Origin of the sequence: Sphingomonas sp. 3-13AW (assembly GCF_049311085.1) — a bacterium.
GTDB lineage: Bacteria > Pseudomonadota > Alphaproteobacteria > Sphingomonadales > Sphingomonadaceae > Sphingomonas.
In genome coordinates this window covers 1-21523 of record NZ_JASNVZ010000005.1, presented here as the reverse complement: position 1 = coordinate 21523, position 21523 = coordinate 1, and the positions used below count along the sequence as shown (strand labels likewise).

At 68.0% G+C, this 21523-nt stretch carries 17 protein-coding genes; 8 read left to right on the top strand and 9 right to left on the bottom strand.

Annotated elements, in window-relative coordinates:
• Nucleotides 1–15: 15 nt before the first annotated feature.
• The gene (locus tag QP045_RS07905) at nt 16–1686 is read right to left on the bottom strand and encodes an MFS transporter (RefSeq protein WP_422514435.1); all 1671 of its coding nucleotides are present in this window, start codon (nt 1684–1686) and stop codon (nt 16–18) included.
• 346 nt (nt 1687–2032) lie between these two features.
• Between QP045_RS07905 and acs the strand changes: the two genes are divergently transcribed.
• A complete protein-coding gene (acs, locus tag QP045_RS07900) occupies nt 2033–3991 on the top strand; it encodes an acetate--CoA ligase (RefSeq protein ID WP_422514434.1) in 1959 nt (652 codons plus the stop codon).
• A gap of 52 nt (nt 3992–4043) precedes the next feature.
• Here the strand turns inward: acs and QP045_RS07895 are convergent, their stop codons facing one another.
• Both QP045_RS07895 and QP045_RS07890 read right to left on the bottom strand, forming a co-directional pair.
• A complete protein-coding gene (locus QP045_RS07895) occupies nt 4044–4559 on the bottom strand; it encodes a hypothetical protein (protein WP_422514433.1) in 516 nt (171 codons plus the stop codon).
• Nucleotides 4560–4643: 84 nt separating this feature from the next.
• Nucleotides 4644–5780: a TonB family protein gene (locus QP045_RS07890; protein ID WP_422514432.1), complete on the bottom strand. Its 1137-nt coding sequence runs from the start codon at nt 5778–5780 to the stop codon at nt 4644–4646.
• Nucleotides 5781–6091: 311 nt separating this feature from the next.
• On the opposite strand from QP045_RS07890, the gene QP045_RS07885 reads away from it, so the two are divergent.
• On the top strand, nt 6092–6430 hold the full coding sequence (locus tag QP045_RS07885; protein WP_422514431.1) for a P-II family nitrogen regulator: 339 nt from the start codon (nt 6092–6094) through the stop codon (nt 6428–6430).
• Nucleotides 6431–6530: 100 nt separating this feature from the next.
• Nucleotides 6531–7943 carry a type I glutamate--ammonia ligase gene (gene glnA / locus QP045_RS07880; protein WP_422514430.1) on the top strand — a complete coding sequence of 471 codons (1413 nt, stop codon included), beginning with the start codon at nt 6531–6533 and terminating at the stop codon, nt 7941–7943.
• Nucleotides 7944–8039: 96 nt separating this feature from the next.
• On the opposite strand, the gene QP045_RS07875 is transcribed toward glnA, so the two are convergent.
• From QP045_RS07875 to QP045_RS07865, 3 genes are all read right to left on the bottom strand, one after another.
• Nucleotides 8040–9815: an SLC13 family permease gene (locus QP045_RS07875; RefSeq protein ID WP_422514429.1), complete on the bottom strand. Its 1776-nt coding sequence runs from the start codon at nt 9813–9815 to the stop codon at nt 8040–8042.
• 65 nt (nt 9816–9880) lie between these two features.
• Entirely contained in the window at nt 9881–14053 is a 4173-nt protein-coding gene (locus QP045_RS07870; protein ID WP_422514428.1) for a translocation/assembly module TamB domain-containing protein, read from the bottom strand.
• A complete protein-coding gene (locus QP045_RS07865; RefSeq protein WP_422514427.1) occupies nt 14050–16020 on the bottom strand; it encodes an autotransporter assembly complex protein TamA in 1971 nt (656 codons plus the stop codon). Before QP045_RS07865 ends, QP045_RS07870 begins: the two co-directional genes overlap by 4 nt.
• A gap of 147 nt (nt 16021–16167) precedes the next feature.
• Between QP045_RS07865 and QP045_RS07860 the strand changes: the two genes are divergently transcribed.
• Entirely contained in the window at nt 16168–16344 is a 177-nt protein-coding gene (locus QP045_RS07860; RefSeq protein ID WP_422514426.1) for a hypothetical protein, read from the top strand.
• Nucleotides 16345–16347: 3 nt separating this feature from the next.
• Here the strand turns inward: QP045_RS07860 and QP045_RS07855 are convergent, their stop codons facing one another.
• Entirely contained in the window at nt 16348–16965 is a 618-nt protein-coding gene (locus QP045_RS07855; RefSeq protein ID WP_422514425.1) for a S24 family peptidase, read from the bottom strand.
• 90 nt (nt 16966–17055) lie between these two features.
• Between QP045_RS07855 and QP045_RS07850 the strand changes: the two genes are divergently transcribed.
• Both QP045_RS07850 and QP045_RS07845 read left to right on the top strand, forming a co-directional pair.
• Nucleotides 17056–17238: a hypothetical protein gene (locus tag QP045_RS07850; protein WP_422514424.1), complete on the top strand. Its 183-nt coding sequence runs from the start codon at nt 17056–17058 to the stop codon at nt 17236–17238.
• Nucleotides 17235–17549 (top strand): hypothetical protein, encoded by a 315-nt coding sequence (locus tag QP045_RS07845; RefSeq protein ID WP_422514423.1) that lies wholly within the window; start codon nt 17235–17237, stop codon nt 17547–17549. Before QP045_RS07850 ends, QP045_RS07845 begins: the two co-directional genes overlap by 4 nt.
• 3 nt (nt 17550–17552) lie before the next feature.
• Here QP045_RS07845 and QP045_RS07840 read toward each other — a convergent pair whose 3' ends face one another.
• Complete coding sequence (locus QP045_RS07840; RefSeq protein ID WP_422514422.1) at nt 17553–18380, bottom strand: hypothetical protein; 828 nt, start codon at nt 18378–18380, stop codon at nt 17553–17555.
• Complete coding sequence (locus QP045_RS07835) at nt 18350–19588, bottom strand: TIGR04063 family PEP-CTERM/XrtA system glycosyltransferase (RefSeq protein ID WP_422514421.1); 1239 nt, start codon at nt 19586–19588, stop codon at nt 18350–18352. Before QP045_RS07835 ends, QP045_RS07840 begins: the two co-directional genes overlap by 31 nt.
• A gap of 87 nt (nt 19589–19675) precedes the next feature.
• On the opposite strand from QP045_RS07835, the gene QP045_RS07830 reads away from it, so the two are divergent.
• Together QP045_RS07830 and QP045_RS07825 are read left to right on the top strand one after the other, a co-directional pair.
• Nucleotides 19676–19822, top strand: coding sequence for a hypothetical protein (locus QP045_RS07830; RefSeq protein WP_422514420.1), 147 nt, complete (start codon nt 19676–19678; stop codon nt 19820–19822).
• On the top strand, nt 19815–21191 hold the full coding sequence (locus tag QP045_RS07825) for a putative O-glycosylation ligase, exosortase A system-associated (RefSeq protein ID WP_422514419.1): 1377 nt from the start codon (nt 19815–19817) through the stop codon (nt 21189–21191). Before QP045_RS07830 ends, QP045_RS07825 begins: the two co-directional genes overlap by 8 nt.
• The last annotated feature ends 332 nt before the right edge of the window (nt 21192–21523 follow it).

The window sequence follows — 21523 nt, the reverse complement described above, 5'->3', positions numbered from 1 at the left end:
CCCCGCCCGCCTCGATCAATCGTCGATGCTGCGTCGGAACGTCTCCGGCAGGAACAGCAGCGCCACCACCAGGGTGATCGCCGCGATCACGATCGGGTACCACAGGCCGTAGTAGATGTTGCCGGTAGCCGCGACCATCGCGAACGCAGTCGTGGGCAGGAAGCCGCCGAACCAGCCGTTGCCGATGTGATAGGGCAGCGACATCGCGGTGTAGCGGATGCGGGTGGGGAACAGCTCGACCAGCAATGCCGCGATCGGGCCATAGGCCATCGTCACCAGCAGCACGAGCACGACCAGGATCGCGACCACCATCGGCTTGTTGATGCGCGCCGGATCGGCGGCGCCCGCGGGATAGCCCGCATCGGTCAGCGCCGCCTGCACCTGGGCTCCATAGGCCTGGATGGCATCCGCGCGTGCGGCGCCGGTCACGGTTGCAGGGTCCACCGCCGGCAGCGTCTTGCCCGCGACCTGGATGCTGGCGATCGTGCCGGCGGGGGCCGCGACGTTAGTGTAGGAGACGCCCGCCTTTGCCAGATAGGCCTTGGCGATGTCGCAGGACGTGCTGTCGAACCTGTTCTTGCCGATGGGGTCGAACTGGACCGAGCACTCCTTCGGATCGGCGACGACCGAGACCGGCGTGGTCTGCTGCGCCTCATACAGGGCCGGGTTGGCGGCGTGCGACATTGCCTGGAACAGCGGATAGTAGAGCAGCGCCGAGAGCAGGAAGCCGGTGAGCAGCACGGGCTTGCGACCGATCTTGTCCGACAGCCAGCCGAAGAAGACGAACGCCGGCGTGCCGATCAGCAGCGCGATCGCCACCAGGATGTTGGTGGTGGCGCCATCGACCCGCAGCGTCTTTTCCAGGAAGAACAGCGCGTAGAACTGGCTGGTGTAGAAGATCACCCCCTGCCCCATCGCGGCGCCCAGGAGCGCGACCAGCACGACCTTGAGGTTGCTCCAGTTGGCGAACGCCTCCGTCAGGGGGGCCTTCGACGTCTTGCCCTCCGCCTTCATCTTCTGGAAGACCGGGCTTTCGCTCATCTGCAAGCGGATCCACATGGACACGCCCAGCAGCAGGATCGAGATCAGGAACGGCACGCGCCAGCCCCAGCTCGCGAACGCTTCCTCGCCGACCGCATAGCGCGTGCCGATCACGATCAGCAGCGCCGCGAACAGCCCGAAGGTGGCGGTGGTCTGGATGAAGCTGGTGTAGAGCCCGCGCTTGTTGTTGGGGGCGTGCTCCGCGACATAGGTGGCAGCGCCGCCATATTCGCCGCCCAGCGCCAGCCCCTGAAGGAGGCGCAGCACGACCAGCGCGATCGGCGCGGCGACGCCGGCGGTGGCGTAGCTTGGCAGCAGGCCGACCACGAAGGTGGACAGGCCCATGATGCCCATGGTCACGAGGAAGGTGTTCTTGCGGCCGACCATGTCGCCGATACGCCCAAACACCAGCGCCCCGAACGGACGCACCGCAAAGCCAGCCGCAAAGGCCGCCAGCGCGAAGATGAAGCCGGTCGTCTCGTTCACGCCCGAAAAGAACTGGGCGGTGATGATGGTGGCGAGCAGGCCGTAGAGATAGAAATCATACCACTCGAACACGGTGCCGAGCGAGGACGCGGCAATGACGAGCTTCTCGTTCTGGGTAACAGGATGATGCTTTGGGGTTTCCCCCGAAATTGTCGCCATTAAGCCCCTCTCCTTCAATTGCATGCGCAGCGTGGCCCTTCGTGCGGGACCATCACCAGCCGGTCTTCGGAGAACGCCATGCGCTCCGCGACCCATTTTTCCTATGGTGGCGGCAATCCAATTCGCGGTCGAGATGCTTGATCGGCCGGGACACGGAAAATTGCAGATCTTCCCGTCCGCAAGGAGACACTGATCGACCGATCCGCTCCCCTTATCCGATTTGGGTCTTGCGCCCGGGGTGGGGAGCGCGGGAGAATGGCGGGGACAACCGGGCTCGCGCCGGAACCGGGAAAGGGGTGGCAACATCCTTGGAGGCGCGATCGCACCGTATAGAATGGAGAGGTTGATGACCCAGTCCTGCTACCCCGTGCCGGCCGAATGGGCCGAAAACGCACTGATCGACCAGGACCGCTACGAGGCCATGTACCAGGAGGCTGCGACCGACCCGGACGGCTTCTGGGCGCGGGAGGCCGAGCGGCTCGACTGGGTGCGCTTTCCCAAGCGGATCAAGGACACCTCGTTCGAGGAAGCCGACTTCCACATCCGCTGGTATGAGGACGGCATCCTCAACGTGGCGGAGAATTGCGTCGACCGGCACGCCGCCAAGGACCCCGACCGGATCGCCATCCTGTGGGAAGGGGACACGCCGGGCGAGGAACGCAAGATCAGCTATGCCGAGCTGAAGGACGAGGTCAGCCGCCTCGCCAACGCGTTCAAGACGGCCGGCGTCAAGAAGGGTGATCGGGTTACCATCTACCTGCCGATGATCCCGGAAGCGGCCTTTGCGATGCTGGCCTGCGCGCGCATCGGGGCGGTCCACTCGATCGTGTTCGCGGGCTTCTCCCCGGACAGCCTTGCCAACCGCATCGAGGATTGCGGGTCGAAGCTGGTCATCACCGCCGACGAAGGGCTGCGCGGGGGCAAGCGGGTGCCGCTGAAGGCCAATGTCGACGCGGCACTAAACGAAGACGCCGGCAAGATCGTCGAGACGGTGATCGTCGTCCGCCGGACCGGCGCGGACGTGCCGATGCAGGCGGGCCGCGACCGTTGGTATGAGGATGCCGTCCAGGCGGAATCCACCGACTGTCCGCCCGAGCCGATGGGCGCGGAAAAGCCGCTGTTCATCCTCTATACCTCGGGCTCCACCGGCAAGCCCAAGGGGGTGCTGCACACCACCGGCGGCTATCTCGTCTGGGCGGCGATGACCCACCAGTACGTCTTCGACTATCGCCCCGGCGAAGTGTTCTGGTGCGCGGCCGACGTGGGCTGGGTCACGGGACACAGCTACATCGTCTATGGCGCGCTTGCGAACGGCGCGACCACGCTGATGTTCGAGGGCGTGCCCAACTACCCGGATTTCTCGCGCTTCTGGCAGATCGTCGACAAATACCAGGTCACGAGCTTCTATGCGGCGCCGACTGCGCTGCGCGCGCTGATGCGCGAGGGCGACGAGTGGGTGAAGAAGACCAGCCGCGCGTCGCTGCGCGTGCTCGGCTCGGTGGGCGAGCCGATCAACCCCGAAGCGTGGGAGTGGTATTACAGGGTGGTGGGCGACAGCCGCTGCCCGATCGTGGACACCTGGTGGCAGACGGAGACGGGCGGCCACATGATCACCCCCCTGCCCGGCGCGACGGCGCTGAAGCCCGGTTCGGCCAGCAAGCCGCTGTTCGGGGTCCAGCCGCAGCTGGTGGATTCCGAGGGCGTCGTGCTGGAGGGTGCGACCGAGGGCAATCTGGTGATCGCGGACAGCTGGCCCGGCCAGATGCGCACCGTCTGGAACGACGCCGACCGCTTCTTTCAGACCTATTTCACGACCTATCCGGGAAAGTACTTCACCGGCGACGGCTGCCGCCGCGATGCCGATGGCTATTACTGGATCACGGGCCGGGTGGACGACGTCATCAACGTATCCGGCCACCGCATGGGCACCGCCGAAGTCGAGAGCGCGCTGGTGTCGCACCCCAAGGTGGCGGAGGCCGCGGTCGTCGGCATGCCCCATGACGTGAAGGGCCAGGGCATCTACGCCTATGTGACGCTGAATGCCGGTGAAGAAGGCGATGTCGCCCTGCGCAAGGAGCTGATCCAGTGGGTCCGGCGCGAGATCGGGCCGATCGCGACGCCGGATGCGCTGCAATTCACTCCGTCGCTGCCCAAGACGCGGTCCGGCAAGATCATGCGCCGCATCCTGCGCAAGATCGCGGAGAACGACTTCGGCAGCCTGGGCGACACCTCGACCCTCGCCGACCCGAGCGTGGTGGATGCGCTGATCGAGGGTCGGGACGACGCGACCAGGCTGGCCGCCTAACCCCGACGGATGGCGGCGGGAGCGCCCTGCCGCCGTCCGGAAGCGCCGCTCTTTAGGGAACGGAGATCGGCTGGCGGTTCGGGAACTGCCGCATCAGCGCGGACGCGAGCTTCGTTGCGACGGCGGCGGGAGCATCAGGGCCGCTTCCCTCGACCTGCACGGTGGACGCGCGGCCGCTCCAGACGGGTTGGTCGCTGCCCCGCAGCAGGATGTCGATCACCAGATCCGTCGCGACGAGGCCGCGGATCTGGTTTTTTCCGGAAGGGAGCGGGACGAAGACCTGCCCCATGGCCGCCATCGGCGGCGGATTCTTGCCCTTTGCCGGGACCGCCCCGCTGACCGTCCGCGTGACGGTCACCCGGGCGATATAGCGGCTGCGGCTTTCGAGGGGCAGCGGCACGAACCGCGCGTCGGACAGCGCGACGGTCACGGCGTCCGTGAACAGGCGCTCGGACGCGGGCGCATCGTCCGCGACGTCCACCGCAATCGTGCCCGGCACGACCGGAGCTGGCGCGGTCGCCTGCGGCAGCAGCGCGAGCGCCAGGAACGCGGTCGTCGGGATGCCCATCATGTCTCGTCACCAGCAACTATTGCGATGCTGGTCGCACGAACCGCCGCATAAGAACAGGGCTTCCCGGGCATTTCGCCGGGGTCAGACGGATCCGTCGTCCGGCGACAAACCCGCCGCGGCAATCCGGAAGAACACCCGCTCGACGCAGCCTGAAAGCCCCGTGGCAGACGCCGGCTTTCGGGCGGAACGAAGAACCCCGATTGCCTGCACTCCGAAGTCGGAGGTCGGTTCGCTCGCCAGGACGCGCAGGTTGCCCAGCTCTCCCCAGGGCGCCACGTCGAATGCCACGACCGCCCATCCCTCGATCGAGCGCCGCTGATAGGCCTGCGGATAGCGCAGCGCCGGAGGCCTGGTCCAATCGTCCGAATGCGAGCAATTGCTGCCCGCCGGCCGCAGCGCATCTTCGGCCGGCGCCTCGGGCGCCGCGAGAGTCGCGGCGTTGCGCCAATAGGGGTACATGCATCCCGCGCGTGCTCCGCCCGTGAAGCGCGACTTTCGGAATGCCTCAACGCCGGCGCGGTCGAGCGCGGCGTTTCCGGTGCCATAGGCGGTGCGGACGTGGACCGGATCGCCCCGCTTGTCCTGATCATAGGCGATCATGGTCCAATCCCGCGCTCCAGGGGTGCCCGGCAGCGTACTGAAGTCCGGGAAGGCCGCCATCAGCGGACTCGGCCGGGGCTCCTTCAGGCATGTGCTCTCGGGCGAAAAGATCCTAGCCCAGCCGTCGGCCGGCAATTTTCCGGAAAGCGGCGTCAGCGTATAAGAAATCAGGTCCCCAACGGGCGTCTCCGCGGGGGACGTCGCCCGGAGCGTGTAGGTGATGGAGCAGTCCGGCTGCGCAACACCGGCCGCAAACACGCTCGCGGCCAGCGACGGCGCGACATCCTCCGTCCATAGCCCAGGGACGGGCCCGGGCGCGGGATCGGGCCGGATCGACAGAGGCCGGCCTGTGGCATCGATGCGAAAACGATAGGTCATCGCTTCTGCAGAGCGACCCCCGCTGCTCCATCGAATCGCGGTCAGCGGACGCCGCATCGCTGTCGCGGCGACCACCGTACTTCCGCAGCGAACCTCTCCCGGCATCCACGCGGTCAGCTGCCACGACGGGGGCGCGGCCTGAGCCGGTGGCCCGCCCTCCATCCCTGGCCCAGGATAGGACTGCGACGATGCGGCGTTGAGGGGCAACAACACCATCGCGAACATGACAATGTTCTTCATGCAACACAGTCTGCGCAGAGGATCTATTTGTACGCAAGTAGTGGAGTTAAGGGCATTACTGACGCTTCTCGAAGCGTGGATTTATTTCGGCGGCACTCCTGAGGAGTAGCGGGAGCGCTACCGGTGGCCGCCCATTTTGACGCACCTGCTCAAAAACCGGGCACTTCTCCCGGTTCTGCCGAAAAGGCGGGCAGGATCGACAGGAGCGGCTGGATAGGGGATGCTCACCCCCATGATTCGTGCCTTGGCACGGTTCTTGATTGGCAAGGTGCGTGTCGAGGCCAGGTCTGGCCGGGGGGATTAGTCGAGGCATGAAGAAGATCGAGGCCATCATCAAGCCGTTCAAGCTGGATGAGGTGAAGGAAGCGCTTCACGAGGTCGGAGTGAGCGGCATCACCGTCACCGAAGCCAAGGGTTTCGGCCGGCAGAAGGGCCATACCGAGCTGTATCGCGGCGCGGAATATGTGGTCGACTTCCTGCCCAAGGTGAAGCTGGAAGTCGTCGTCGAGGACAGCCTGGCCGAGCGCGTGGTCGAGGCGATCGCCGGCGCCGCCCAGACCGGTCGCATCGGCGACGGCAAGATCTTCGTCATCCCCGTCGAGACCGCACTTCGCATCCGCACCGGGGAGCGGAACGAAGACGCGATCTGATCCCATCGACGCATTGCAGCAAGGGTTCAACCGCGGGTAATCGCAATATGGTTGCGCGATTCGCGAGGCAGTTGTTTTTTCCAGAAAGGGCTTAGTTCCGATGGCCAATACCGCCAGCACGATCCTGAAGATGATCAAGGATCAGGAGATCGAGTGGATCGATCTTCGTTTCACTGATCCCAAGGGCAAGTGGCAGCACCTCTCGATGGTCGCATCGATCCTGACCGAGGACGAGCTGACCGACGGCCTGATGTTCGACGGTTCCTCGATCGAGGGCTGGAAGGCCATCAACGAGTCCGACATGGTCCTGAAGCCGGACCTGGACGCGGTGTACGTCGATCCGTTCTCGGCAACGCCGATGCTGATCCTGTTCTGCGACGTGGTCGAGCCGTCGACCGGTGAGCTCTATGCCCGCGACCCGCGCTCGACCGCGAAGCGCGCCGAGGCCTACCTCAAGACCACGGGCATCGGCGACACCGTCTATGTCGGCCCCGAGGCCGAGTTCTTCATGTTCGACGACGTGCGGTTCGAGAACAGCTATTCGACCAGCTATTACAAGCTGGACGACATCGAGCTGCCGACCAACACCGGTCGCGAATATGAGTCCGGCAACATGGCCCACCGCCCGCGCGCCAAGGGCGGCTATTTCCCGGTCGCGCCGGTCGACAGCGCCGTCGACATCCGCGGCGAGATGGTTTCGACCATGCTCGAAATGGGCCTGCCCTGCGACAAGCACCACCACGAGGTGGCTGCGGCACAGCATGAGCTGGGCCTGACCTATGGCACGCTCACCACCACTGCCGACCGCATGCAGATCTACAAGTATGTCGTGCACCAGGTGGCACATGCGTACGGCAAGACCGCGACCTTCATGCCCAAGCCGATCAAGGAAGATAACGGCTCCGGCATGCACACCCACTTCTCGATCTGGAACGAGGGCAATCCCCTGTTCGCGGGCGAGGGCTATGCGGGCCTGTCCGACACCTGCCTGTATTTCATCGGCGGCATCATCAAGCATGCCAAGTCGCTGAACGCCTTCACCAACCCGTCGACCAACAGCTACAAGCGGCTGGTCCCGGGCTATGAGGCGCCGGTGCTGCTCGCCTATTCGGCGCGCAACCGCTCGGCGTCGTGCCGCATCCCGTACGGCACGGGCCCGAAGTCCAAGCGCGTCGAGGTCCGCTTCCCGGATGCGATGGCCAACCCCTATCTCGCCTATGCGGCGCTGATGATGGCGGGCCTGGACGGCATCCAGAACAAGATCCACCCGGGCGAGGCGATGGACAAGAACCTGTACGACCTGCCGCCGGCAGAGCTCGCCCAGGTCCCGACCGTCTGCGGCTCGCTGCGCGAAGCGCTCGACAGCCTCGAGGGCGATCACGACTTCCTGCTGAAGGGCGACGTGTTCTCGAAGGATCAGATCGAGGCCTATGTCGAGATCAAGCGCGCCGAGGTCGCCCGTTGGGAAATGACCCCGAGCCCGGTCGAGTTCGACATGTATTATTCGGCCTGATCCCGAAAGGATCGGTCAACAGGAAGGGCGTCCGGAGCGTTCCGGGCGCCCTTCTTGCGTCCAGGATCGGTGAGACCCGGCACCCAAGCCGCCGCGTCAGTGGACCGGCCAGACCCAAAGGATGAGCGGCGTGCCGACCAGCAGCACCAGCAACGAGAGCGGCGCCCCCAGCCGCGCATAGTCGCCAAAGCGATAGCCGCCGGGGCCCATCACCAGCGTGTTGCACTGGTGGCCGATGGGCGTGAGGAAGTCGCACCCTGCCCCGACCGCCGTCGCCATCAGGAACGCCTCCGGCCGATAGCCGAGGTCCGTCGCAAAGGTCGCGGCGATCGGGGCCATCACCAGAACGGTCGCGGCATTGTTGAGAAACGGTGTCACCGCCATTGCCGCCATCAGGATCAGCGCCACGGCGCCCCAGGCCGGCATCGAGGCCGCCGCCTGCGACAGCCAGATGCCGATGACATCGCTCATGCCGGTGGTGCGCAGCGTGTCGCTGACCGGGATCAGCGCGCCGAGCATCACCAGGATCGGCCATTCGATGTGGGTGTAGGCGTCGCGCACCGGCAGGGCACCGGTGAGGATCACCACCGCCGCCGCGGCGAAAAAGGCGACCGCGACCGGCACCAGTCCGGTGGCAGTGGCGGCCATGGCGATGCCAAGCACCGCGAGCGGCAGCAGCCCCTTGCGCGCATTGCCCAGCCGCAGCGAACGTTCGGCGAGCGGCAGGCAGCCCAGCGTCCGCAACCGCTCCGGCAACAGGCCCAGCGGCCCCTGCAGCACGATGACGTCGCCGGGGCACAGGACCGTGTTCGCGAGTCTTCGGGTCAGGCGCTCTCCACGACGGGAAATCGCGATCAGGTTCACGCCATAGCGCGCCTGGAGCAGCAGGCGCCCCGCGGTCTGGCCGACCAGGATGGAATCGGCCCCGACCACCGCCTCGATCACGCCGGTTTCGTCCCGCTCGCTCCCGATCGGCTTGGCGCGATCATGGCCCTCAAGCTCCAGCGCGTCGCCGGCGATAACCTCCTCCAGCGTGTCGGGCGCGCCGCCGAGGATCAGCACGTCACCCGCGCGCAGCTCCAGCTCTGGCCAGGGGGTCGTGCGGATGCCGGCGCGCAGCACCTGGGTTACGGTGACGTCATGCCCGTGGCGGGCGACAAAGGCCGCGATCGTCTCTCCGACCGCTTCCGATCGCTCGGAGACGCCGGCTTCGGTCACATAGTCCTGGACGTCGAGCGCCTCGCCCATGGTCGGCGCTGCGCGACGGTCCGCGGGCAGCAGCCGATAGCCGAAGCGCAGGAAGATAAGCCCCATGACGGTGAGGCCGAGCCCAACGGGCAGATAGTCGAACATGCGGAACGGCGTGCCGGTCATCTCCTCGCGCACGCGGCTGACGATGATGTTGGGGGACGTGCCCACAAGGGTCATCAGGCCGCCGAGCAGCGACGCGAAGGACATCGGCATCAGCAGCGCGGAAGGCGAACCCTTCGAACGCTTCGCCATCTGGAACGCGGCCGGCATCAGCATCGCCAGCGCGCCAATATTCTTGACGAGCGCGGAGGCGAAACCGACCGAGGCGCACAACACCATCAGCTGAGACGGCAGGCGGGTGACGTATTTCTGGACGACCCGCAGCAACCGTTCGATGACGCCCGATCGCTGCACCGCCCCACTGATGACGAGGGCGGATGCGACGATGACGACGATGTCGTCGGAAAAGCCGCTGAAGGCGTCCTCCGGCTTCACCAGTCCGAGGGCGATCGCCGTCAACAGCGCGATCACGGCCGTCATATCGTAGCGGAATTTGCCCCAGACGAAGAGCAGCATCATGCCCGTCAGCACGCAGACGGACAGGATTTGCGGCATTGTCATGCGACCGCGAGACCCCCAGCAACCAACACGGCATCGCAACGCCCGAGCGGGCCCCGCGTTGCCGATCAATAATCGCGGGAGGCGCGGAGATTGGCGCTTTGGCGGCCGATCGTCGAAACCGAAGCCAGCAGCGACAGCCAGCGGGTCACGCGGAACTCGACATTGGTGGCGGAATAGCCCTGCCCGTCGGTCACGATTTCCGCATAGAGCCGGCGCGTGAGATATTTGCCGGCGGCGACCGACGTCCCCTGCCCCGTCTGCGGATCGGCCGGGAGGATGCGCAAGCGATCGAGCCCGGTCGCCCGCCGCACCGCGTTGATCGGGTCGAGGCCTGAGTCGCCGTCCTGCAGTGCCGCAACCGCGGACGCCAGCTGCAGCGCCTCGGGTGCCGACAGGTTGGTGATGGAGGTACCGAACAACAGCCGCGAAAGCAGCTCGTCCTGCGGCAGCGCCGGTGTGCTGGTGAAATCAATCTCCGGCTTCTCCGCCGTGCCCGTGACCCGGATCGTCGCGTTCAACCCTTCCGCATCTCCGTCGGCGGAGATGTCGAGCGCCGGGTTGGCGGGAACCGACCCGTCGAACTGGATGACGCCGCGCTTCAATTCGAACTCGCGGCCCGCGAATTCGACGTCGCCCTGCACCAGGTCCGCGCGGCCGCGGATCGAGGGGTTGGTCGGCTCCCCGCGAATATCGAGGTCGGCGGACCATTCGCTCCGGAGACCCAGGCCGGTCACCACCAGCCCCTTGGTCGCGCGGGCGTGGATGTTCATCCGCCACGGACGGCGCGGCGCTTCCTCAATCTCGTCTCCGCCGGGCAGATTGATCTCGCGGACATTGATCCGGGGCAGCGGCGTGCTCGAGGAAGCCTTGCCCAGCTGGTAGCGCCCTTCGTTGATGCGAACCTCTCCGCCGATCACGCCGCCCGAACCATCGGAGCGGAAGGTGATCGGGCCGGTGACGGTGGCGGCCAGCGTGTCGGTGTTGATCAGGCGCGCGCTTTTGGCGTTCAACGTCAGGTCGATGCCGAAGCCGCGCACGGCCGCGAGATCGAAGGCGCCGGTTCCGCTCACCTGACCCGAGCGCCCGTCGCTCGCGGAGAACTGGTCGATCACCAGGCGGGAGCCGCCGAACCGGCCCTGCGCGTTGACCTGGGTCAGCACGGTGCCGGTCGCGGCGCTTTCGATACGTGCGTTGGTGGCGCGCAGCAATCCGCGGATCTGCGGGTCCGCCAGCCGGCCGCTCACGTCGGCGCCGATCGCGAGCGGACCCGAAAGGTCGAACAATTCGATGCCGGTCATCCGCCAGAGCGTATCGGCGGGTCCGTCGTAGCGCAGCTGGCCGACCAGCGGCGCGTTGGCGATCCGGCTTGCAAGCGTGCCGCCGCTGCCGAGCGGCGCCAGCCGCGCCTGCGCGCGGCCGATGATCTTGCCGCCGCTCGCGAGCAGCGCGCGGGCGCCGACCTTGCCGGAGTCGAGCACCGCCGCCACGCCGATGTCGATCGGCCGCGAGTCCAGCACCAGTCCGGCCCGCGACAATCCACGGACGGTCATGTTGACGCGCCCGCTGGGGATGCCATCGCGCAAGGTATAGTCGAGCTTGCCCGAAGCATTGCCGCTCAAGCCAAGACCCGGATAGCCGATGTCGAGCACCGACAGGGGCATGCGCGTCAGCTGCAGCGCCACCTCGGTTTCGCCAGCGCCGAAGCGGCCCGACGCCTCCGCCTCTCCACCGGCAAAGGTGAAGCGCGTCGGCGCGATCCGCCAGCCGCCGTCCTCCTCGTGCCGGATCACCGCCGGCGTCTCCAGCTTGAGCGGCCGGCCGTCGAGCGTGCCCTGCGCCTGGACGCGATATTCGTCGGCAGTCACCTGGGTGATCGACTGGATGTTGAACGCCCGCCCCTGCGAACCGGCGATAGACGCGCGAACTTCGCCCTCGCCCCCGCGCAGCTTGGCATTGGCGGCGACCCGGCCGATCGAGAGGGCGCCGCGGCGCACCCCTTGTGCCGACAGGGTGGCATCGATCGCGGTGCCCTCCGGGTCGAGCAGCACGCTCGCTTCCAGCCGGCCGCTGCGGACCCGGCCCTGCTCGCCAAGTTGCGCGTTGCGGGCGTCCGCGGTGATGTCGATGCGCTGGATGTCGCCTTGCGGCACGAAGCGCACTTCGCCGGAAAGGCCGCCGCCGCCGAACGCCAGGCGACCGTCGAAGCCGCCCTCGACGATCGCGATCGCGCCGCTTGCGCGGGTACCGCTGACGTCGAGCCGGTCGACGGCGATGCTGGCGTCCTGGCCGCGCGGCAGCAGGATGCGCCCGGCCCCGGTGAACGGCCCCAGCCGCGACTCGCCCTCAGCGGTGAAGGCGTAGCCCTCCGCCACAGGGTCGAGGTGTGCGGTCACGTCGGCCAGCCCGAGCGTGTCGTTCGGCCGCTGGAACTGGAGATCGAGCGTCGGCTTTTCGATGCGTCCGTCGAGCACCAGCGTGACCGGACCATAGGTGCGCTGGCGGCCCTGGCCGATGAAGCGGAACGTACCGTCCCGCCGCCGGAAGCCGTTGCCGCTGAGCGTCAGCCCCGGCGACGTCAGTACCAGATTGCGGAAATAGAGGACGCCGTCCGTCCCCCGCTCCAGCCCGGTGGTGATGCGCGGCAGCCCTTCGGTGAGCGAGCGGAAGAAGCCGTTGTCGAGCCGTACCATCTGCGCGGCGCCGCGCCCGACGATGCGTGTGCCGCGCCCGTTCGGGCCCGGCACCGCCGTCAGCTGCGACTGCACGTCGACCACGCCGAGACCGGGGATCAGATAACGGCGCAGGCCGCCGTTCAGCCCCACTTCGTAGCGCCCGGTGCGCAGGTCGAGCACCAGCATGATCGTGCCGTTGAGCTTGTCCGAACGCAACCGCAGATTGCTGCCGGTGAGCGTCGTGGACGTGACCTTCAGCACGCCATCGACGGACAGGTTGCGCAGGATGCCCCCGGCGACGTCGCCGACGCCGGTAACGCGCTGGGCGGTGACCCGGATCGGCACGTCTACCGGCGCTTTCGACAGCCGTCCCTTGCCGCTGGCGCGGGCGCCCTCGAAGCCGGTGTTGTCGAACGCCAGCCGGTCGGCCGTGAGGCGATAGTCGAAGGCGGCGGTGGCAAAGGGGCCCTCCAGGATCGCGCGCAGTTCGATGTTGCGGCCGCTCATGTTGCCGAACAGGGCGGCCGGGCGCAGCAGCCGGGCGCGAATGCGCACGTCGCGATAGGCGCTTTGGGCGAGGTCGAGCGCGCCCTCCGCCTCCACCGCGAGGGCGGCGGAGCGCAGGCCCAGCCGCCCCTCCAGGCGGCGGTTCGCCAGCGTCGCGCCGCCGCTCACCAGGATCCGCGGTGCGGACAGTCGCTGCAGCTTGCCCTTGAGCAGCGAGGAAGGCGCGAGCGTGCCGCCCAGCGTATAGGTGCCGGCGCGGTTGCCGAGGTTGAGGTCGATGACGCGGGTATCGCCCGCAATGCCGAGCGCGCTTCCCTGCCAGTTGCTCCAGGTGCCGTCCCCCGCGACCCGGAGCGACAAGGGCCGGCGGATGCCGGACAGGCGCGCGAGCACGCCGTCGGAACGGCCGATCGCGCGCGCCGCCACGTCGAAGCGATCCCGATCCGGTTCCGCGTCGAGGTGGATGCGCAGCAGATCGCTGCCGTCCACCCGCGCAGCAAGATCCACGAGCGCGCGGCCGGCGCGGATATCGGCGCGGCCCTGCAGCTTGCCGACGCGGGCGACGCCCGTCACCGTCGGCGCGATTTCCAATCGGTCGACACGGAGCGCGCCGATACGGATGTCGAAGCCTGGGAGGATCGGCCCCTTGCGGCCGGTCGGCCGGGGCTGTGGCAGCTTTGACAGCACCGCGCGGGGGATGACCAGGCGGGTGATGTCGAGCCGGTTCGAGACCCAGGCGAACGGGTTCCAGTCGAGGTTGGCCACCGGCGCGCGCAGGACCAGCCCCTTGGGATCATAGATGCGGACGTCGACCAGCCGGGCGCGGCCGTAGATCGAACCCTCGATGCGGCCGATGCGATAGCGCATGCCGTCCGCGGGATGCAGCGCGGCGATGCGGTTGGCGATCAGGCGATGGCCCGGACCGGTGTCGAGGAGCAGCAGCAGCGCGCCGATCGCGAAGACCAGCAGCACGATGGCGCTGGCGATGCGGCGCGGCCAGCGGCGGCGGCGACGGACGACCACCTCGGGCGCGTCGTCGGGGACGGCATCCTCGTTCAAAACGCCTGTCCCAGCGACACATAGACGGCGACGCGGGCGTCCCCCTTCTGCGGGTTGAGCGGCGTGCCCACGTCGACGCGGATCGGACCGAAGCTGGAGTAATAGCGCACGCCCAGACCGGCGCCGTACCGGAAGCCCGAGAAGTCGGGCAAGGTGGACGTGTAGATGTTGCCGCCATCGAGGAAGGGCACCACGCCGAAGTTTCCGAACGCGCGGATGCGCGCCTCCAGCCCGAATTCGGCGAGGCTGCGACCGCCGATCGGATCGTTGTTCGGATCGCGCGGGCCGATGTCCTGATAGCCGTAGCCGCGTACCGAGGCGCCGCCGCCGGCATAGAAGCGACGGGAGGGCGCAATGGCGTCGCGCGGCGCACCCAGGATGGAACCGAGCCGGACCCGACCGGCAAGCACGACACGGCTGCTCACGGGGCGATAGGTGCTCGCGTCGATCTGCGCGCGGGCATAGCCGAATGCCTGGCCGGACATGGAAAGTTCAGGGCTCAGCCGGCCGCCGAGCCGGAAGCCGCGGGTCGGGTTCAGCAGGTCGTCGGAACCGTCGTAGATGAGCGACGAGGGCAGCGCGGCGATGAAATAGGTCCGCCGCCGCGGTTCACCGGTCGACACGATCACGTCGCGTTCGTCGGTAGCGATCAGCTCGGCACCGACCGACCACACCCACTTCTTTTGAAAGAAGATGTTGGTCTGCCGTTCGAGCGTGCCGGAGATGGAGAAGGTATCCGCCTCATAGGCGTCACGTTCGAGGTGCGAGGCCGAGATCTGGCCGGTCAGCACCCGGTCGCGGCCCTGGAAGTTGTTGCGGCGGAAGGTGAGCGCGCCCAATTGCTCGCGCGTGCCCGCCACGCCCCGCACGGTGAGCGCGCCTTCGGGCGGGAAAAGGTTGCGGTGGGTCCAGCTGAGCTCGGCACGCGCGCCTTCGCCGGTGCCATAGCCGAGCTCACCCGAGATGGTGCGCGGCGGCGCCGGCTCCATGGCGACCGCCAGGTCGACGGTGCCCGGGACCACGCCCTCGGTCTCGCGGATGCGCACCGAGGAGACGAGCCCGGTCTGCACGATCGCGCGGCGCAGGTCGTCCACCTCGGCGGCATCGAACTGGTCACCCGGGTGGAAGCGCGCGATTTCCTGCACGTGCTTGCCGTTGAAGACGCGGTTGTCGGGGGTGGTGATCCGACCAAAGCGGCGCTCGCCGCCGGGAGCGACGGGCATCTCCAGCGTCGCGGTGCGGGTGGCGTGGTCCACCACCACCACCGGCGGCTGGACCCGGGCAAAGGGAAAGCCCTCGCGCCCGACGGCGGTGCGCACGCGCTCCTCGCCCGCCGCCACCGCGTCGCCGTTGACGGGATCCTCCGGCTTCACGCCAAGCGCGCTCTGGATCGCCGGTGCCTTTGCCCCCGCCTCGGCGCTCCCCGGCAAGGTTACCTGATCGAAGCGATAGAGCGGCCCCGGCTCCACCTGCAGCGTGACGAGCACCTTGCCGTCCGCAGCGCTGGTCGCGGTGGCCACCCGCGCGTCGTAATAGCCTTCGTTGCGCAGCAGCTCGTTGAGCAGCGTCGCGTCCGCGCGCGCGCGGCGCTCGATCTGGGCGGCGTTCGCCGGATGGGATTCATTGGCGCGCAGGGTCGAGAGTTCATCGAAGCGCTGGCGGAACAGGTCGCCGCCGATGCCGTCGATCCCGGTGATGCGATAGCCGTAGCGCCGCTCGATCGTGGCGAGGTCGACGCCCTGTTCCGTCACGGAAGACGCCTCTGACGGGTCCGGTGACAGATCGGGCCAGTCCACGCCGATGTCCGGCATCGGCGACAGCGGGGAGGCCGGATCGAGCGAGGAGTCGGTGTCGGGACCGAGCGGATCCGCGACGGGAGCCTGTTGCGCACGCGCGCCCGCGGGCGCCAGTGCGGCGGCGCACCCGGCGGCAGCGAACAGAACGAGCCGGCGGGAAGGCCACGACATGGGCCTTCCCTAGACCGAGTTCACGGCCGTAGCCAATCGTTTAGGCGCAGCGATCGGCCACGCACCGCACGGCGCGGGCGGTCCGTTGCAATCAGGCCGCAGCCGGCGCGGCTGGCGTCCCCGCGCAGACCGTGGCACAGGAAAGACATGCAATCGCGCCCTTCCCGAAATTCCGCCGCCGGCGGCATCGCCATTGCGGCCGGTGCACTGGGCGGCACGTTCATCGGCGCCGTCGGTTTTCACCAGCCGACGCTGGGGTTCCTGATCGGGGTCTCGGCGGGCGTGGTGATTGCGCTCGGCGTATGGATCGTCGACCGCCGCTGACCCTCAGCGCAGACGCCGCGCCAGCCAGACGACGCGGCCGACGATCTCCAGCGGCTCTCCAGAAGCGACGACGATCGGCGGATAGGCCGGATTGTCGCTGACCAGCTCGACCACCCTCCCCGCCCGGCGCCGTCGCTTGACCAGCAACACGCCGTCATGCCGCACCACCTGGATGCCCTCGCCGCCGTCCCGGGCGCGCGTGTCGACCAGAATGGCATCGCCGTCCGCCAGCGTAGGCACCATCGAGTCCCCGCGCACGGTGATCATCGAAAGTGCTTCGGGCCGGACGCCCAGGCCGCGCACGAACTCGGCATCGAGCCGCAGCGGTGCGGCGACCTCCTCCTCGACAAGCGAGCCCGGGCCCGCCGAGGCGGAGACGTCCAGCCGGGGGATCGCGACGATCCCCGTCGCAACGGGACCGCCAAGCTGCGCTTCCGGCACACCGAGATAACGGGCCAGCTTCTCCCGATCCTCCTCTCGCAACATCCGCGGACTGCCGCGCTCGATATATTGCTGAAGATAGGCGGCATTGCGTCCGAGCAGCCGCGAGAGCCCGGCCAGGCTCTCGCCTCGCGCTGCTGCCAGAGCGGCGAGCGCCGCACGCTGATCGTCGGGTTCCACACCGCCTTGTACCCGCAGGAAAATTCCTAGACAAGTTGGATTTGGCAGAACAGAACAGGAACATGCAAGCGCGAATCAGGAGTTTGTCGGGTGACAATTCTGCAGAAGATCGACCAGTTCCTCCGCACCAGCGGCATGCCGCCGACGGTGTTCGGGCGGGAGGCGGTCCACGACCCGCGGCTGGTCGGCGACCTGCGCAACGGCCGCGAACCGCGGCCGGAAACGGTGGCGCGGATCGAGACCTATATCGAAGCACAGGAGCATCGCGCGTGAGACGTGGACCCGACGCCGCGACCCTGGTCGAACGCCGCCTGATCCTCGCCGCCGATGCGGCCGGTCACCGCCTCAGCATCGACGGTGCCGAGAGCGTTCCCTGGGCGAGCGCGACCTTTACCGGCGCACGCCACCGGATGCAGTTGGTGGGGGCACTATCGCCGAGCCTGCTGCAATGGCTGGAGGCGCTACCGGAAGCCGACCTGCCGGTGCGTGGGCATCTGGTCGCCGACCTGGCGTTGTTGTCGGCTGCTTCGAAAGGGGACGTGCTGCGCGCCACGATCGAGATCCTGACCGTGGAGGAGGGCTGATCTTCAGCCGGTGGTCGCCCAGCGCCGGAGCGACGCGAGCGTCGCCTGAAGATTGTCTTCCCCATCGGTACGGCGGGAAGGCAGCGGCGCGCCGGTGCTCTGCTCGCGGCGCGCGATCCCGCGTTCGAGCCGGACCAGCAAGGCCCGGGTCGACGCCTCTTCGACCGGCGTCTGGTCGGGCTCCGGCTCCGGCGGCACGGCGAAACCGGCGCGGATCTGGGGGGTCAGCAGCACTGCATCCCCCTCTCCGCCCGTGGCCGGGTCGACACTGAACAGCGGGCGGACGGGCTCGACCACGGGCGGTATCGCCTGTGGGTCAAACGCGGCGAGCGGCAGGTCGAGGTCGGCGGGCAGCGGCTGCTCCACCGGCTCGGCGACGACCACGTCGACGCTGCTTGTGGCGGTGATTTCCAGGAACGGCGTGCCGAGATCACGCATCGCGAGCACCGGCGCCCGCGCCGGCGCATCGGGATGCGCATCGCCGCGGCGCAGTACCGGAATGGCAGCGACCTCATCCCGGTCGGCGCGGGGCCGCTGCATCCGGGGAAGCCGCACCACCACCGGCAGGCGCCCGAAGACCATCCGGCCCAGCCCCCACATCAGCATGGCAGCGGCGGCGCCCATCACCAGCATCAACGCGATTCGCGCGGTGAGCCCCAGCGGCGGCGATGCCGCGGCGATCAGGCCGGGCAGACCGCTGGCGGCGACCTGCGCCTCGATCCAGGCGGTGGGAAGGAGCAGCACGACCAGGCCCGCCATCGCGCCACCCAGGGCAGCGGCAGCGGTGGCTGCGGGCAGGATCATGCGTCGGGGAGCGACTGTGGCGTCCATGGTGCGTCCGTTGCGAGGCCTTTGACAAGCGCGTGGTACACGGGTTCGTAGCGCGAAACATTTGACGACCAGTTACGCTCACGCTCGACAAAGGCGCGGGCGCGGCTGCGCATCGCCTCCCAATCCGAGCGGTTTGCGAGCAACCCGCCGACACGTTCCGCCAGCGCCTGCGGATCGTCCGCCGGAAACAGGGTGCCGGTATCGCCGTCGCGGATCAACTCACGATGGCCGCCGACGTCGGATGCGGCGACCAGCCGTCGCTGCGCCATCGCCTCCAGCGGCTTGAGCGGCGTGACGAGATCGGTGAGCCGCATGTGCTTGCGCGGATAGACCAGCACGTCGGCCAGCCCGTAATAGCGCTCCACCGCCTCGTGCGGGACTCGCCCGACGAAGCGGATCGCGTCGGCCGCGGGCGATGCCGCCGCCTGGGCACGCAGGCTGGCCTCCATCGGACCGCCGCCTACCAGCAGCAGCTTTACGCCGGGACGCCGCGCAACCAGCGCCGGCATCGCCGCGATCAGGTCATCCAGCCCTTCATAATCGTAGAAGCTGCCGATGAAGCCGATCGTCTCCCCCGTCAGCCCCAGTTCGCGGGCGAGTGCCGCGTCGGGGGGCGGCGGATCGCCGAACAGGGTCATGTCGACGCCGTTGGGCGACACGAAGACCTTGCTGGAGGCAATGCCGCGCGCAACCAGGTCGCGCTTCAGGCCGTCGCAGATCACCGCCACCGCATCGGCCCGGCGGACCAGCCAGGTTTCGAGCGCGCGAGTCGCGCGGTAGCGCGGCGAACCCTCCCGCCCCGTCCCGTTACCGACCGCCGCATCCTCCCAGAAGGCGCGGATTTCGTAGACCAGCGGCAGCTTGCGTCGGCGCGCAACGATCAGCGCGGCCAGCCCGTCGAGAAGCGGGGAATGCGCATGCAGCACGTCCGGCCGGAACGCCTCGACTGCCTGTTCAACCCGGCGGGCGAGCGCCGCCACCTCCCGCAGTTCCCCCAGCGGGGCGCGGGCCGGCCGTGGCGCCTCGGTCCGGTAGAAGTGCAGGCCGTCGATCGTCTCTTCCGACGCGGCATGGCCGCCCTGGCGCGCGCCGGTGACCCCTGCGACGCTCCATCCGCGGGCGATCTGCGCCTTCAGGATGGCACGCGTGCGAAAGGTGTAACCGCTATGGAGCGGCAGGCTATGATCGAGGACGTGCAGGATGCGCATGCTGGTATCCTGCCTTGAAAGCATTTAACGCGGCGTCAACCGTCCTTGTGCAGTCTTCCGGGAGCCAGGGGGTAGGAAAGCGGCACAATGATCGACAATTTCTCGCTCGCCCTGTCCCACGGGCTGATGCTGCTGGCGGCGTGGCTGCTGATGCGCCGGCCCGACCTGGACCGGGAAGCGGACGATTCCCAAAAGGGCGCAAAGCCGCGCCGCGGAAAGCGCTTCGGTGCGTGATTTTTTCTTTGTCGGCTTCCTGGCAACGCTGTTCGCTTTCGGTTTCCGCCGGCCGTTCATGTTCGTGTTGGCCTATGCCTATATCGATATCGTCTCGCCCCAGCGGCTGACCTACCTGCTCCTGAACACCGTGCCGATCTCGGCCATCGCGGCCGCATTCGCGGTGGGCGGGTGGCTGATTGCCGACGACAAGCGCGGCACACGGGTGGCGCCGCGGCAGCTGCTGCTGGTGCTGCTGCTTGGCTGGTGCTGGTACACCACCACCCATGCCGATTTCCCGCTGGAGGCCGCCGCCAAATGGGACTGGGTCTGGAAGGCGGTGGCCTTTGCGATCTTCCTGCCGCTGACCCTGCGCACGCGCCTGAGGATCGAGGCGCTGCTGCTGTTCATGATGCTGTCGGCCGGGTCGATCATCGTGGTGGGGGGCATCAAGACGCTGGTGACCGGCGGCGGCTATGGCGAGCTCAACCTGATGGTTTCCAACAACGCTGGCTTGTACGAGAGCAGCACCATCTCGGCCGTGGCGGTCGCGATCGTTCCGATCATCCTGTGGTTCACCCGCTTCGGGACGGTCTTTCCGCCGGACTGGCGCGTGCGGACCTATTGCTATGCGCTGAGTTTTTCCTGCCTGCTGATCCCGATCGGGACGTCGGCACGCACCGGCCTGTTGTGCGTCGGACTGCTCGCCGTGCTGATGCTGCGTGAGGTCAAGCGCCGGGTGCTCTACATCGCCGCACTCGGAGTCGCGGGCCTGATCGCGGTCCCGCTGCTGCCCTCCACCTTCACCGAGCGCATGGACACGATCCGCACCTACCAGGCGGACGCTTCCGCATCGACCCGGCTGGCGGTGTGGAAGTGGACGCTCGATTATGTGGCGGACCATCCGATGGGGGGCGGGTTCGACGCCTATCGCCAGAACCGCATCCGCTATGACACGGTCGCGACGGTCGGCGACGGCAACAACGCCACGGTCGAGCGTGCGCTGCAGGTCGACCAGGCGCGCGCCTACCACAGCGCTTATTTCGAAATGCTCGGCGAACAGGGCTATTTCGGCCTGGCACTATGGCTGACGATCCACCTGGGCGGGCTGTTCCGCATGGAGGTGGTGCGCCGCCGCTATGCCAAGGCGCCGCCGGACCTTGCCTGGGCGGCGCCGCTGGCGACCGCGCTTCAGCACGCGCATCTCATCTACCTCCTGGGCGCGGCCTTTGTGGCCATCGCGTTCAACCCCTTCGTCTTCATGCTGCTGGGCGCGCAAATGGGCCTCGACGGCTACCTCTCCCGCAAGCGCGCCGAAGGCCAATGGCGCCCCATCCGCACCGGACGCAGCAAGGCCGCACCGGCGACGTTGGAACCGGCGCAGGGATAGCCGATCCGTGGGAGGTCTGTTTCTTGCGCGGACTGCCGATGACGCCCTTTGCGAACGGGGGCAGGTGGCGGCGCGCGCACAGGCAGCAAGGGCCGATCTGGGCGCAGCGTCCGGTCACACCTTCCCCGGTTGGTCGCTGCTGCATTTCCCGACCGCGACCGGCCCGGACAGCCTGCTGGTGGAGGGCGGCGACCTAGGGTCCAAACCCAATCAGCGGCTTGAAGGAGTGAGACTTTCCTGATTCACCGGTGGTGTGGATCAAGGGAGGTGCGTGATGGCGCTGTTCTGGTTGTCTGATGAGGCATGGGCGGCGATCGAGCCGCATCTGCCGA